The organism is Mesorhizobium sp. WSM4312, assembly GCF_002294875.1.
Taxonomy (GTDB): Bacteria; Pseudomonadota; Alphaproteobacteria; order Rhizobiales; family Rhizobiaceae; genus Mesorhizobium.
On sequence record NZ_NSFU01000005.1, the window covers coordinates 36,474 to 50,067 of the forward strand.

The window sequence follows — 13,594 nt, forward strand, 5'->3', positions numbered from 1 at the left end:
GGCGGTTTTTATTCAAATGCCGATTGATCTTGGCCGCGCTGTCAGGAGAGGCAGCGCGCAGCGCTTTGCCCTGCCTTGTCGGGCGGCTAGACTGCCACCTCCTTGTCCGAGGTGGTATTGATGATCGTCCAGGCCTGCATCAACGGCGCGCGTCCGCGCGACTTTCATCCGAAGCTGCCGATGACGGCGCAGGCCATGGCCAGCGATGCGGCTGCCTGCGTCGCGGCCGGTGCCGGCGAACTGCACATCCATCCGCGGGGCGCCGACGGGCACGAAAGCCTGGCCGCCGTCGATGCGACGGTGCTGGCCGTGCGCGGAGCCTGCCCAGGCACGCTGGTCGGTGTGTCGACCGGCGCGTGGATCGAGAACGATGTCGCGCGCACCCGCGCGGCGATCGCCGGCTGGCGCGAGCTGCCCGACTATGCCTCGGTCAATCTCTCCGAGGCCGACGCGCCCGCCGTGATGGAGCTGCTGCGCCAGCGCGGCGTCGGCATCGAGGCCGGGCTCGCCACGATAGAAGACGCCGAGCGGTTCGTGGCGCTCGCCGATCACGACCGGGTGCTGCGCATCCTGATCGAAATCGACATACCGGACCTTGTAGCGTCACTCGCCGAGGCAAACGGCATCGCCGCCGTGCTTGAGCACGCCGAAGTGCGGCGGCCGATCCTGCTGCATGGCGTGGACGCCACCGTCTGGCCATTCGTCGAGCTGGCGCGCCAAAAGCGGTGGTCGACGAGGGTCGGGCTGGAAGACGGCAAGACGCTCGCCGATGGAACCGTGGCCAAGGACAATGCGGAAATCGTCGCGGCGGCGGTGGCGGTTTTCCGCTCCGCGTCCGCCAGCTGACCCGCGGTCTGCCTCAGCTCTGCCGGCGGGCCGGTGCCGTCCACGCGCGCAAAATGTGTTTCTGGATCTTGCCGGATGCGGTGCGCGGCAGCGTATCGGTGAGCAGGAACTCTTTCGGCACCTTGAAGCGGGCGATGCGCGCGCCGCAATGGTTTGCCAGATCGGCCGGATCGACGACGCATCCGGGTTTCACCACGACGAAGGCGCGCCCGACTTCGCCCCAGCGCGCGTCAGCGACGCCGATCACGGCGGCTTCGGCGATGCCGGGATGGTCGAGCAACACGGTTTCGATTTCGACGGGATAGATGTTTTCGCCGCCGGAAATGAACATGTCCTTGCGACGGTCGACGAGGGTGACGAAGCCTTCCTCGTCGCGCCGCGCGATGTCGCCGGTGCGGAACCAGCCATCGGCGGTGAAGGCGCGCTCCGTCTCTTCCGGCCGGTTCCAATAGCCTGGCGTGATCGAGGGGCCGGAAAGCCATATCTCGCCGGGCTCGCCGGCCGCGACGTCGCGGCCATCGTCGTCGACGAGGCGCAGGCCGATCGTCGGCGCCGGCAGGCCGGACGAGCCTGCCTTGCCGGCGATGCGGTCGGCCTCGACCGGCATGCCAAGCACCGTGCCTGCCTCGGTCATGCCGAAGCCGTCGGCCATGCGCACGCCCTGGGCCAGCCACCATCTGATATCCGTGGCCGGGTTGGGCGCGCCGCCGGTGAAGATGGCGGTGAGCGCGGTCCAGCGCGACGGCGTGAAGTCGGGATGTTCACGCAGCATCCTGGCCATCTGCGGCACGCAGAAATAATGGGTGACGCCAAGAGCCGGATCGGCGAGGCGGCGATTGGTGGCGCCGGCATCGAAGCCGGGGGAGATCAGCACGGTGCCACCCTGAAGCAGCGTCGGACGCAGGCTGGTGATGAGGCCGATGACATGAAACATCGGCGCGTCGCAGAGGAAGACGCTGGCATTGCCGACGCGGCCCAGCACGCCGAAATTGACCGCCGTGGCGAAAGCGTTGCGCTCGGTGACGATGACGCCCTTTGGCCGGCCCGACGTGCCCGACGTGTAGAGGATGACCGAGGGCGCATCGTCAGCGGGCAGGGGACGGCGCGGCGCCGGCGTCTCTGCCTCGACCGCCATCGCGAAGGCGGCGACATCGACAGGGATGCAGCGCCCGGGCAATGCTGCCTGCAGGACGGCGTCATGCAACAGCAGCACCGGATCGCAATCGGCAAGGATTGTCTGCTGTTCGGCACTGGCAAGCCGCCAGTTGACCGGCACGAAGATGGCGCCGAGCCGCATTGCGGCCTGCTGCAGGATCAGGAGATCGGCGCTGTTGCGGGCAAGCGTGGCGATCCGTTGTCCGGGCTTGACGCCGTAGCCGGTTTCGAGAACGCGCCCAGTGCGCTGGATGGCTTCGTCAAGCGCGGCATAGGTCCAGCGCCGGCCGGAGGCCAGGTCGACGCAGGCAACACGATCCGGCTGCGCGCCGGCATGCAGGGCCACGGGGTCTGAAATCGTCAAGGCCGGCATGCGCATCTCCTCCCAGATTGCATCGTTGGCTTATCGCGTCATCTGGCCTTGTCGTAAGCGCCGAGGCCGGGCTTGTAGCTCTTTTCGTCGATGAACTGGCGGATGCCTTCCTTGCGGCCCTCATTGTCGTGGGAGTTGGCCGCCTCCTGGGCGCGGACCAGATAGTCCTCGGCATTGTCGTAGGTCATTTCGCTCACGCGGCGGATGGCGTCCTTGGTTGCCTTCAGCGCGATCGGGTTCTTCTTCAGAAGGATGTTGGCAACCTCGGTGACCCGTGTCTTCAACTCAGCCAGCGGCAGGCTTTCATTGACCAGCTTCCAGGCGGCGGCCTTCCTGCCGTCGATCAGTTCGCCGGTCAGTGCGTGATACATGGCGTCACGCATCGACAGCAGGTCGACAACCACCTTGGTGGCGCCGCCGCCGGGCAGGATGCCCCAGTTGATCTCGGACAGGGCGAACTGCGCCTCGTCGGCGGCGAAGGCGAGATCGCAGGCGAAGAGCGGGCCATAGCCGCCGCCGAAGCACCAGCCATTGACCATGGCGATGGTCGGCTTGCCGTACCACCGCAGGCGCCGCCACCAGCCATAGGCTTCGGATTGCGCCTTGCGGACGGCGCCGAGCCCCTTGGCTTCGGTCTCGCGGAAATACTCCTTGAGGTCCATGCCCGCCGACCAGGCGCTGCCTTCGCCCGACAGCACCAGCACGCCGACATCGTCGCGGTATTCGAGTTCGTCGAGAACCTCCATCATGCGCCGGTTGAGCGTCGGGTTCATGCAATTGCGCTTGTCCGGCCGGTTGAAGCGCACCCAGGCGATGCCGTTCTCGACGTCGAAGGCAACGGTCTCATCGGTCATGGTCGGTCTCCTCCCGTTCCACCACTGCTATGGAAAATTGCTATGGGGCATAGCTATATTGATTGCTATGTCGCATAGTCTTTTTCGCTTGACAAGAGCCGGCATCGCGGCGATCGGTTGGCATGGACGAAAACCAGCCTCACACCGTGCCAGGAATGATGTCCGACGACGCGCTCGATGCGCAGATCGGCTACAATCTCAAGCGCGCCTCGGCTTTCGCGCTCAATGATTTCGCGGTGGAGCTGACCGAAGCGGGCCTGCGCCCGGTCACCTATGGCATGCTTGCGCTGATCGATGAGCGGCCAGGCATCCGCGCCGCGGAACTGTGCCGTCTCCTGGGCATGAGGAGCGCCAACATGGCGCCGCTGCTGGCCGAACTGGAAGAGCGCGGGCTGGTCGAGCGCGACGACCATGCCGAGGACAGGCGCGTGCGGATGCTGACCCTGACGCCGGCGGCCAGACAGGCGATGCCGGGCTGGCGGCGACAGGTTTGCCGGCACGAAGACAGGTTTCTGCAAAGGCTGACGAAGAAGGAGCGGGCGACGCTGCTGCGCCTGCTGCGCCTGATCTGGACGGACGAAGGTTGAGGGCTGCCTATTTGGCTTCGCCGTCCGGCGCGGAAAGCCGCAGCAAGAGGGCGAGCAGCGCGATCACCGGCGGGACGATGAAGCACCAGACATTGGCATAGGCAAAGCCGAGGGCGGCTGCCGCGCAGCCGGCGGCGAAGACGGCGACCGCCGCCGCCATGCGCCGCAGGCGGGCAATGAGCGCCGGGCGGGCTTCCGGGGCCGTGCCGCCGATGAGATCGGCGAGGTCGATCATGATCTGGGTGGTGGTGCCGGTCATCAGCGTCGAAGGCGGGGCGGCCGCCAGATGGACCCGGTGCACCGCGTTCTGGATCGCCATGGCGGCGACCAGCACCATGCCGGTGACGATGGCGGCCGCGCCGTCACACTGGCGAAGGGACCAAAGCGGATCGCCAAGGCGGCGCCGACGACGAGCAGCGCCAGTTTGGTCGCCAGCAGCACTCCGAGCGCCTGATGTCCGCGCCGGCGCAAATGCTCGCCGGCCAGCCGGGTCAGGATGACGACGATGCAGAACACCGGGAGCGCCAGCAGCTTTGCCAGCACGCCCGAAATGCCGAGCACCAGCGAGGCGCCGAGGGTGACGAAATTCCCGGTCACGTGCGCGGTGAACAGGCCCTGCAGCGCCAGGAAGCCGGCCGTGTCGACATAGCCGCCATTGAGGCTCAGCAGCAGCGGCAGTGCTGGTTTCATGGCGTCGTCGCCGGGACCAGGAAACGGTCGGGCGCCAGCGCCGCGGCGGTGACGCCGAGTGCCGTGACATCCTCCGGCAGGGGCTCGCCGCGCATCAGCGCCGCGCCCAGCCTGGCCAAGGTCAGCGACACCTGGAAACCATAGCCGCCCTGGCCGCCGAGCCAGAAGAAGCCAGGCAGGCGGGGGTCGAAGCCGGCGACCGGCGTGCGGTCCGGCGCGAAGGTGCGCAGGCCCGCCCATGGCGTCGACGGACGGCCGATGCGCATCGACGTCGCCTGCTCGATGCGGTCGACGGCGATGGCGACATCGATGTCTTCCGGCCAGGCGTCGCAAGGCTCGGAATCGGTCTCGTCGGCGAGCGAGCCGATCAGCCTGCCGGCATCGGGCTTGAAATAGAATTGTTCGTGCAGGTCGACCACCAGCGGCCAGCTGGCGATGTCGGTGCCGGCGGGTGGATCGAACAGGAAAGCGGTGCGGCGTTTCGGCTGGAAGCCGAGGCCGGAGACCCCGGCCAAGCCAGCGACGACATCGACCCAGGCGCCGGCGGCGTTGACGACGATGTCGGCTGGATAGACACCGGCGCTTGTCTGCACGCGCAGGCCGCCGCCGTCTTGCGAAATGGCGCGCACCTCCTCGCCGGTGCGAATTGCGCCGCCGCCGGCCTTCAGCGCCGAGGCGCAGGCCGCCAGCATCTTGCCGGTGTCGATATCCACGGCGTCCGGCTCATAGACGCCGCCGCAAGTGGCTTCAGTGGCGATGGCGGGAACCAGCGCGTGGAGCTCGGCCGCCGACAGGCGACGCACGCTGGGCACCAGCGCCTGCAATTCATCGGCCAGCTTGTCGATCGCGGCGCCGTCGCCTTTCCAGCCGACATGCAGCGCGCCGCGCCGATGGGCGACGAAGCCGCCCTCGACGATTTGCTGCCGGCTGGCCAGCGTCAGCGCGCGCACCAGCCGGTTGCCGTAGGTCTCGGTGAACAAAGCGGCGGAGCGGCCGCTGGCGTGGTAGCCAAGATGCGGCTCGCGCTCGAGGACGGTAACGGAGGCCCAATCCCGCACGGCCGCCGCAAGCGACAGGCCGGCAATGCCACCACCGATGACGACAATTTTTCTGGGAGGATTCGACTGCATCAAGCAGTCGTAAAAATGATTTCGTATCCAGTCAAACGGCGCGACTTTCCCTCGGTCGTTCGCGCAGCCATTTCTTCCTGTTCTACGGGGGAGAAATGGCCGGTGGGGCAATGAGGGCAGCGCCAGCTCCGACGATCGACAGCGTCCTCTACAAGGTCACAGTCCGCCCCAGTCCTCGCCGCACCGCCTCGCGATAAGCGAGATCCGCCGCCACCAGATCCTCCATGGCGACACCCATGGCCTTGTAGACGGTGATCTGGTCGGCGCTTATCCTTCCCGGCCGCAGTCCAAGCAGCATCTCGCCAAGCTCGGTTCCGGTTTGCGGATCGATGCCATCGAGTTCGCAAGAGCCGACCGGAGTAGGCGCGAAGGCGTCCCTGGTCTCGACGAACAGGCTGGCCCGGCCGACAAGCTCGACCGGCAGCTCGCCGCCGGGTGGTGCCACGCCCACCGACGAGACATGCGTGCCGGGGCGCAGCCATTCGGCCGAGATCACCGGCTGGTAGGAATGCGTTGCCAGGCACACGACATCGGACGAGCGCACCGCTGCCTCGAGATCGCTGACGGCGACGACGCCCGGATGCTGCGCTGCCAGCGCCCGCGCGTCCGCGAACTCCTTCGAGGCGACGCGGATCTCGGTGAAGTCCCGCACCAGCGGCAGAAGGTGCAAGTGCTGGCCGGCCTGCACGCCGGCGCCGACCACCGTCGCGACCCTGGCGTCGCGGCGGGCCAGTTCCCGCACCGAGAGCACGGCGGAGCCGGAGGTGCGCACGGCGGTGATATAGGTGCCGTCCATGACACAGACCGGCATGCCCGTTTCCGGGTCGAACAGATGGATGGTGGCGAGATGGCTGGGGATCGCCCGGGCTATGTTGCCTTCGAAGACGTTGACGATCTTCACGGACAGATGCATGCCCGCCATCCAGGCCGGCATCGCCAGCGAATAGCCGGCCCGCGGAATGTCGAGCTGTGGCCGCGCCGGATTGACGATCTCGCCGCGGGACAATGCCTTGAAGCCCTCCGCCAACGCCTCGAGAAGCCGACGCAGGTCGATGCATGTTCTCACCTCGCCTTCGCTCAGGATGAGCACGGCCGTGTCGCCCTTGGTAAGGGCATTGCGGGAGGTCCGTATGGTCGATGTCATGGGATTTGCCTTGGTCGGGTTGCGTTGCCCGCCAACGGTATTGCCACTCGATAGTGCGATGAAATATGCTGTTTTCGCGATTTTTGCGTGATAATCGCGCTATCTGTGGTCAGAAAGTGTGAATTCAAATGGACGATCTCGACCGCATCGACCGCTCGCTGTTGCGCTTGCTGCAGGAGGATGGCCGTCGCACGACGCTCGATCTGGCCCGCCGCGTCGGCCTGTCGCCGACCGGGGCGGCGCAACGCATCAAGCGGCTGTTCGCCGAAGGCTTCATCCGGGCGGTTCGGGCCGTTCTCGACCCGGCCCGGATCGGGCAGGCACAACTCGTCTTCATCGAAGTGCGGCTCGATCATACGGCGCCGCATGTCTTCGACCGTTTCGCCGAGGCGGTCATGCGGGCGCCCGAGATCATCGAATGCCACATGGTGGTCGGCGGCTTCGATTATCTGGTCAAGGCGCGCATCGCCGATATGGCGATGTTCCAGGATTTCCTGCAGCGGGTGATCCTGCCGCTGCCCGGCGTCAGGGAGACGCACACCTACGCCTCGATCGCCAATGTGAAGCCGGACGCGTTGCTGCCGATCTAGGACGTGGACTTATTGGCGCCGAACCGTAGCCTGGACGCCATACGCCCGAAAGCAGACGTAGCGAATCTGGTCCGGCCGGCGGCGCGACCTCACAGCTCGGCTGGCCAGCCCGATCGCTCGGCTCGACGCAAGGACGATTTTACGATCAGGCGATGGAAAGGCGCAATTCCCGCGATATAGGCCCGCCCTCCCAAATGATTGAAGGTCACGACCGTTGTGGCGACAAGCCGGCGGCACAAAGCGGACTCTTCAACCAAGACGGACAAACGGAAGTCGAGATGGCGATCATCCTCGCCAAGAATAATCTCATGACGCCGCCGATCGTAGACCCGAAAGAAATCAATCCTGTCGGTCGCAACGTCATCGCGCAACTCAGACGATGTCTTAAGACCAAACCCCGCAACCAAAGTGTCCCTGAGAGCTATCAGCCAGCCAACCCACCGCGCCTGACCCATCAGCATATGGGCGGCGAGGCGTTCGGCGTCGCCCGTCGCATGGCTCGGCAGATCGATCGCGAATGCGTCAGCGAAGCCTGCCTCGGCATAGAGCGGCCTAAGCGCGGAATGTTGCGGCAAATCGACTCGAGCAACGCGCGTCATGGATGGTCCGCTCCGGACTGAATGGAAGCGAAGAGGTGGTGCACTGCAATAGCACGAACGGGCTCTCCATCAAACGTATCAAGGAACTTCTGCTGTTGACCCTTCCGCGACCTCGGGCAACGTCCGCTCTTCCGCGGTCGGCAAGCTGCTAAGTGAGTACACGCCCTAGACCGGCGGCCGTTCCCCCGCGTCCAGCAGCCATTGCCGCACGGCCTGTGTCGGTTCGGGGTGGCGCTGCTTTCGCGGCATCACGATATGAAAATCCTGCGTGCCGCGCATTTCGCAGCTGACCGGCTGGACCAGGCGGCCGGCGGCGAGGTCGGCGGCGACGAGGAAGCGGCTGGCCAGTGCTATGCCCTGGCCGGCGATGGCCGCGTCGATGGCGAGGCTGGTCTGGTTGAAGCGCATGCGCTTGAGCTCGGCCGTCATCTTCAGGCCGACTGCCTTTTCCATGAATTCGGGCCACAGATTGTGCGCGTCGTGCAGCAGGACATGATGCTGGATTTCGGCCGCGGCGATTTCGGTTGCGCCGGCCGGCAGCAGGGCCGGGCTGCAGATTGCCACGATCTGCTGGGGAAACAACAGGTCGACGATCAAGCCGGCGCCGAAGGGCGGGCGGCCTTGCCGCACCGCGATGTCGACGCCGTCGGACTGGAAACTCGACAGGCTCTCGCTGGCCAGCACGCGCAGGTCGACCAGCGGATTGTCGGCCATGAAATCCTGCAGCCTTGGGATCAGCCATTTGGTGGCGAAACTCGGCGTCACGCTGATCGTCAGGCGTGCCGGCGCGGGACGCAGCAGCAAGGTTGCCTCCGAGATCAGGTCGAAGGCGCGGCGGATGTTGGGCACATAGGCGCGGCCCTGATCGGTCAGCGCCAGGCCGCGCGGCAGCCGCTCGAACAGTTTCGTGCCGAGATGGGTCTCCAGGCCGCGAATATGCTGGGCCACCGCGCCTTGGGTCACGTTCAACTCCTCGGCGGCGACGCGGAAGTTGAGATGGCGCGCCGAGGCCTCGAAGGCGCGCAACGCATTCAGCGGCGGCAGGCTCAGGAAGGCTTCAGGCATGCAGGAGTTTTTCTACTGGTTGATTTCAGGCATTCTGGTTCGAACCGAGCGGCAGAACCAGCTATATCACCGTTCAAATCCCGAAAACACCGGTTGCGGTGCCTGCCAACCCTGAGAGGAAAATCCGATGAGTGTAGAAAAAGTGGCTGTTGTCGTGGCCGGCGGCAGCGGCATGGGGGCGGCGGCGGCCAAGCGCCTGGCGGCGGATGGGTTCAAGGTCGCCATCCTGTCCTCCTCGGGCAAGGGCGAGGCGCTGGCCAACGAGTTGGGCGGGCTCGGCGTCACCGGCTCCAACCAGTCGAATGACGACCTGCAGCGCCTCGTCGACCTGACGCTGGAGCATTTTGGCCGCATCGACGTGCTGGTCAACAGCGGCGGCCACGGGCCGCGCGCGCCGATCCTGGAGATCACGGACGAGCAGTGGCGCACCGGCATGGACGTCTATCTGATGAACGTCATCCGGCCGGTGCGCATCGTGGCGCCGCAAATGGTCAAGCAGAAGGGCGGCGCTATCATCAACATCTCGACGGCCTGGGTCGCCGAGCCGAACGCGATGTTCCCGACTTCGGCCGTGTTCCGCGCCGGAGTGACCGCCTACACCAAGATCTTCGCCAACACTTATGCATCCGACAATGTGCGCATGAACAATGTGCTGCCCGGCTGGATCGACAGCCTGCCGACCGTCGAAGAGCGCCGCGACAGCGTGCCGATGCAGCGCTACGGCACGATGGAGGAGGTCGCCGCGACGATTGCGTTCCTGGCGTCGGAGGGGGCGGGCTATATCACCGGCCAGAACATCCGCGTCGATGGCGGTGTTATCCGGGCGCTGTGAAGCGTCGACCGGGCTTGGGTTCCTCGCCCCCACGGAAGTGGGCGAGGAACCAGGTTCGGGGAGGCGCTGCCACTCTCGCGGCCGATGCGCAATTCTTTCAATCATTTCTTGAAGCCGGCACCAGCCGTTTCATGGTTTGATGATCCGGCCAAGAGGGGGAGGCGTCATTGACCGACTTCATCGGACTGCCGAAAGCCGAGGTGCACATCCACATCGAGGGCTGTTTCGAGGCCGACGATGTGATCAGGAACTGCCAGCAAGCCGGCATTCCGCTGCGCGCGCCGCGCGACAAGCTTTTCGAAGCCCATGATCTCAAGAGCTTCCTCGAGATGCTCGACTGGCTGTGCGGGACTTTTCGTACGCGCGAGCAGCTCGCCACCACGGCCTACAAGTTCGCGCAGCGCATGGGCCGAAGCGGCGTGCGCTACGCCGACGTCATCGTCAATCCGACGCACTGGCCGCACTGGCACAAGGACATTGCGGGGATGATCGACGCGTTCGACGCCGGTTTCGCGGCCGCCGAACAGGATGGGCACCCGCCGGTCGGGCTTTGCGTCAGCCTGCTTCGCACCCAGTCGGCGGCGGAGGCGATCGAGCTGGTGGAGCTGCTGAGCAGGATCAGGCACAGGCGCGTCGTCGCCCTGTCGATCGACGGCAACGAAGCGGCTGCCGGCCGCACCGGCCCGCGCTTTGCCGAGGCGTTTCGCCGGGCCGGCGCGGCGGGTTTGCGGCGCACCGTTCATGCCGGTGAGTCGAGCGGCCCGGAAGGTGTTCGCGACGCCATCGATCTGCTGGGCGCCGACCGCATCGACCATGGGGTGCGGGCGATCGAGGACCCGGAACTCATCGACTTGCTGGCGCAGAGGCAGATTCCGCTGGGCATCTGTCCGGTCTCCAATCTGGCGCTCGGCGTCTATCCCTCGCTTGCGCAACATCCGATCGATGCCTTGCGCAAGGCCGGTGTCCCGGTCTCGATCAACACCGACGATCCGTCGCTGCTCGGCACCACGCTCGAAGCCTCCTACGCGGCCTGTGCAGAGGCTTTCGCCTGGGACGACGAAACCATCCGCCAGCTCGCCGCGACATCGGTGCAGGCGAGCTATGCCGACCCGGCGCTCAAGGCGCGGATCCTGACCGATCTGGCGGCCTGGCGGAGCTAGGGGCCGCTGCCGATTTCGCCATCGTGCCGTCTGGCAAATTACGCGGTCAGGGCTTCCGGCTGGTCGAAAAGCGCATGAAGCTCGGAGACCGGCATAGGGCGGCCAAAATACCAGCCCTGGACATCCGTGCAGCCATTCTCCTTGACCAGCCTGTACTGGTCCTCGGTCTCGACGCCTTCGGCGGTCGTCGTCATGCCGAGCGTTGTGCCGAGTTCGGCGACGGCCTTGACGATCGCCCGGCTTTCGCTGCTCTCGCACATCAGGCTGACGAAGCTGCGGTCGATCTTGATGCGGTTGAACGGGAACGATCTGAGATAGCTCAATGAGGAGTAGCCGGTGCCGAAATCGTCCATGGCGATGGAGATGCCGAGGTCGCGCAGGCTGTGTAGCGTGTTCAGAGTGTTTTCGTTGTTGGCCAACAGCACCGACTCGGTGATCTCCAGTTCGAGCCGTGACGGCAGCAGGCCTGACGCGGCGAGCGCCGCGGCAACCTGAAGCGACAGCCCCTGCTGTTTGAACTGGGCCGGCGAAAGATTGACCGCAACCTTGACGGGCTGGGGCCATTTCGCGGCGTCGGCGCAGGCACGCCGCAAGATCCACTCGCCAAGCGCGTCGATGGCGCCTGTCTCCTCGGCCAATTGGACGAACTCCGACGGCGCCAGCAGGCCGAGGCGCGGATGGTTCCATCGCACCAGCGCTTCGAAGCCGGTGAGCTGCGAGGTCTTTGCGTCGTGCAGCGGTTGATAATGCAGGACGAACTGTTCCTTCTTCACGCCGAGCGACAGTTCGGATTCGAGTTGGCGCCGCTCCTGCAGTCTCGCGTCCATTCCCGGCTCGAACGACCTGCAGGTGCCGCGGCCCTCCATCTTGGCCTTGTACAAGGCAAGGTCGGCATTGCGGATAAGGGTTTCCGAATTTCGCCCGTCGTCGGGAAAAACGGCGATGCCGATGCTGCCGCCGATGTTGATCTTGTGGCCCTGGATGGAGAATTCGTCGGACAGGGCATGAATGACGCGGCTTGCCAGCACGCCGGCCTCGTCGTTGCCGTCGAGCAGGAGCTGAAGGATGACGAACTCGTCCCCGCCAATTCTGGCCACCATGGCGGTTTCGCCGGCATGGTGTTTCAACCGCTTCGCTACCGCCCCGAGCAGCTCGTCGCCGACCGGATGGCCGAGCGTGTCGTTGACCGGCTTGAAACGGTCGAGATCGACGCAATGGACGGCCAGCTTCTCGTCGTCCCTGAGGCTTCGCAATGCCTCGTCCATCGTGTCGGCCAGGAGGCCCCGGTTGGGCAGGCCGGTGAGAATATCGTGCGTGGCGAGATGCTGAATCTGGGCGGTGCGTTGCTCGACCCGACGCTCAAGGGTCTCGGCGGCCTCGACCTGCATCGTCATCGTGCGCCCGATCGCGTACCAGCAGGCCAGCGCCAGCAGCGTGACCACCGCGACCGCCGCATAACCGGCCAGCTCGAATTCACGCACGGACTGGACGTCCAGGTTGTCGTCGAAGCGGCTGTTGGGGAACCCGGCCCAAAGACGCCATGCGCTCCTGGGATCGTTGAGCGAGAGCGGGATGACTTCGGAATAGATCAGATTGGGGTCGGCCGCCGTGAAGGCACGGGAATCCGCCGCCAGGGCTGTCGACATCTTGTGCTGGTCGGATTCAAAGCCGTAGCCTGAATTGACGATGACATAGTCACTGCCCGGCAATAGTTTCCGCAGCGCCGAGGTAAGCATGATCGCCGAAACGGAGCCGCGCAGGCTGCCATCCTGGCCGAAGACAGGGACCGAAAGGATGAAGCCTGAGCGGTCGGCATCATTGCCGGTGTGGATGAAATCGGTGTTGTCGCAGGTGATGAGCTCCTTCGTGCCGATGATCGGCACGTTCAACCCGTCGATGGCGCTCGAATTCGGATAGTTCGTCTTCAGCCAGGCGAGCTGTTTGGCCAGCTCATGGTATTCATAGGTCTCGACCTCTTCCGGGGGGCGGATCAGGGCATTCTCGTCCAGCTTCGCCTGTTTGGCGCCGCCAGCGGCATCAGATCTCGCCTTGGCATTCACGATCAACTGGTCGAACTGGAGGATCGGCTCCTCGGGCTTGCCGGTCGCGGCATCGAAGCGGTCCGGATCGAAATCCAGCGGCAGGAAGTAGACCTCGGAAATCGAGACGTTGTTGGCGAGGTTGTTGTAAATCTGCTGGATCGTCGCGCGGCCCTCATCGCCAAGGTTCGTGCCATGCCGGTCGAGGTTCCGCACGCTCGGCAGATAGCTCAGGGTGCGCACATTCTCGTAGACGGCCCGCAAGGCGTCTTCGACGGTCTTGGCGGCCGCTCTGGAAGCTGCCTGGGAGTTCTCGACATAGCGCTCCTTGGCCAGCGCGAAGTTTCTCTGGGCATCGATGTGCAACGCCGCCAGCGTCGCCGCCCCGGTCAACAGGATCACAACAAATCCGGCCGCTCGCCTGAATGCGTTCATCTGCGTCCCACCATCGAGTGATGAGGAATACCGCAAGGCGGTTTAGGAAGCGCTAATGGGATGTGTCTTTCTTTAGCGGTCCCAGGCATTGCGGC

At 65.4% G+C, this 13,594-nt stretch carries 12 protein-coding genes and 1 pseudogene; 5 read left to right on the plus strand and 8 right to left on the minus strand.

The window, feature by feature from the left end:
- Positions 1 to 120 precede the first annotated feature (120 nt).
- Complete coding sequence (locus tag CK228_RS09020) at positions 121 to 846, plus strand: 3-keto-5-aminohexanoate cleavage protein (RefSeq protein WP_095787616.1); 726 nt, start codon at positions 121 to 123, stop codon at positions 844 to 846.
- A 13-nt stretch (positions 847 to 859) separates the two neighbouring features.
- Here CK228_RS09020 and CK228_RS09025 read toward each other — a convergent pair whose 3' ends face one another.
- Positions 860 to 2,374: an AMP-binding protein gene (locus CK228_RS09025; RefSeq protein ID WP_245437996.1), complete on the minus strand. Its 1,515-nt coding sequence runs from the start codon at positions 2,372 to 2,374 to the stop codon at positions 860 to 862.
- Between the two features lie 38 nt (positions 2,375 to 2,412).
- Positions 2,413 to 3,228, minus strand: a complete 816-nt coding sequence (locus CK228_RS09030; RefSeq protein ID WP_095773762.1) for a p-hydroxycinnamoyl CoA hydratase/lyase — start codon at positions 3,226 to 3,228, stop codon at positions 2,413 to 2,415.
- A 122-nt stretch (positions 3,229 to 3,350) separates the two neighbouring features.
- Here CK228_RS09030 and CK228_RS09035 point away from each other — a divergent pair, with 122 nt between their 5' ends.
- Positions 3,351 to 3,815, plus strand: a complete 465-nt coding sequence (locus CK228_RS09035; RefSeq protein ID WP_095787618.1) for a MarR family transcriptional regulator — start codon at positions 3,351 to 3,353, stop codon at positions 3,813 to 3,815.
- A 7-nt stretch (positions 3,816 to 3,822) separates the two neighbouring features.
- Here the strand turns inward: CK228_RS09035 and CK228_RS09040 are convergent.
- From CK228_RS09040 to CK228_RS09050, 3 genes and pseudogenes are all read right to left on the minus strand, one after another.
- Positions 3,823 to 4,505 (minus strand): annotated as a pseudogene (locus CK228_RS09040) (YoaK family protein).
- Positions 4,502 to 5,635 (minus strand): FAD-binding oxidoreductase, encoded by a 1,134-nt coding sequence (locus CK228_RS09045; RefSeq protein ID WP_095787619.1) that lies wholly within the window; start codon positions 5,633 to 5,635, stop codon positions 4,502 to 4,504. Before CK228_RS09045 ends, CK228_RS09040 begins: the two are co-directional and overlap by 4 nt.
- Positions 5,636 to 5,783: 148 nt before the next feature.
- Positions 5,784 to 6,779, minus strand: coding sequence for an ornithine cyclodeaminase family protein (locus tag CK228_RS09050; protein WP_179295859.1), 996 nt, complete (start codon positions 6,777 to 6,779; stop codon positions 5,784 to 5,786).
- A 128-nt stretch (positions 6,780 to 6,907) separates the two neighbouring features.
- On the opposite strand from CK228_RS09050, the gene CK228_RS09055 reads away from it, so the two are divergent.
- Positions 6,908 to 7,369 (plus strand): Lrp/AsnC ligand binding domain-containing protein, encoded by a 462-nt coding sequence (locus CK228_RS09055; RefSeq protein ID WP_095787620.1) that lies wholly within the window; start codon positions 6,908 to 6,910, stop codon positions 7,367 to 7,369.
- Between the two features lie 89 nt (positions 7,370 to 7,458).
- On the opposite strand, the gene CK228_RS09060 is transcribed toward CK228_RS09055, so the two are convergent.
- Together CK228_RS09060 and gcvA are read right to left on the minus strand one after the other, a co-directional pair.
- A complete protein-coding gene (locus CK228_RS09060) occupies positions 7,459 to 7,968 on the minus strand; it encodes a DUF2867 domain-containing protein (protein WP_095773767.1) in 510 nt (169 codons plus the stop codon).
- A 165-nt stretch (positions 7,969 to 8,133) separates the two neighbouring features.
- Positions 8,134 to 9,033, minus strand: coding sequence for a transcriptional regulator GcvA (gcvA, locus tag CK228_RS09065; RefSeq protein WP_095787621.1), 900 nt, complete (start codon positions 9,031 to 9,033; stop codon positions 8,134 to 8,136).
- Between the two features lie 127 nt (positions 9,034 to 9,160).
- On the opposite strand from gcvA, the gene CK228_RS09070 reads away from it, so the two are divergent.
- Together CK228_RS09070 and add are read left to right on the plus strand one after the other, a co-directional pair.
- A complete protein-coding gene (locus tag CK228_RS09070) occupies positions 9,161 to 9,865 on the plus strand; it encodes an SDR family oxidoreductase (RefSeq protein WP_095787622.1) in 705 nt (234 codons plus the stop codon).
- Between the two features lie 167 nt (positions 9,866 to 10,032).
- Positions 10,033 to 11,025, plus strand: a complete 993-nt coding sequence (gene add / locus CK228_RS09075; RefSeq protein WP_095787623.1) for an adenosine deaminase — start codon at positions 10,033 to 10,035, stop codon at positions 11,023 to 11,025.
- Positions 11,026 to 11,063: 38 nt separating this feature from the next.
- Here the strand turns inward: add and CK228_RS09080 are convergent, their stop codons facing one another.
- Positions 11,064 to 13,499, minus strand: a complete 2,436-nt coding sequence (locus CK228_RS09080; RefSeq protein ID WP_245437997.1) for an EAL domain-containing protein — start codon at positions 13,497 to 13,499, stop codon at positions 11,064 to 11,066.
- Positions 13,500 to 13,594: the final 95 nt, after the last annotated feature.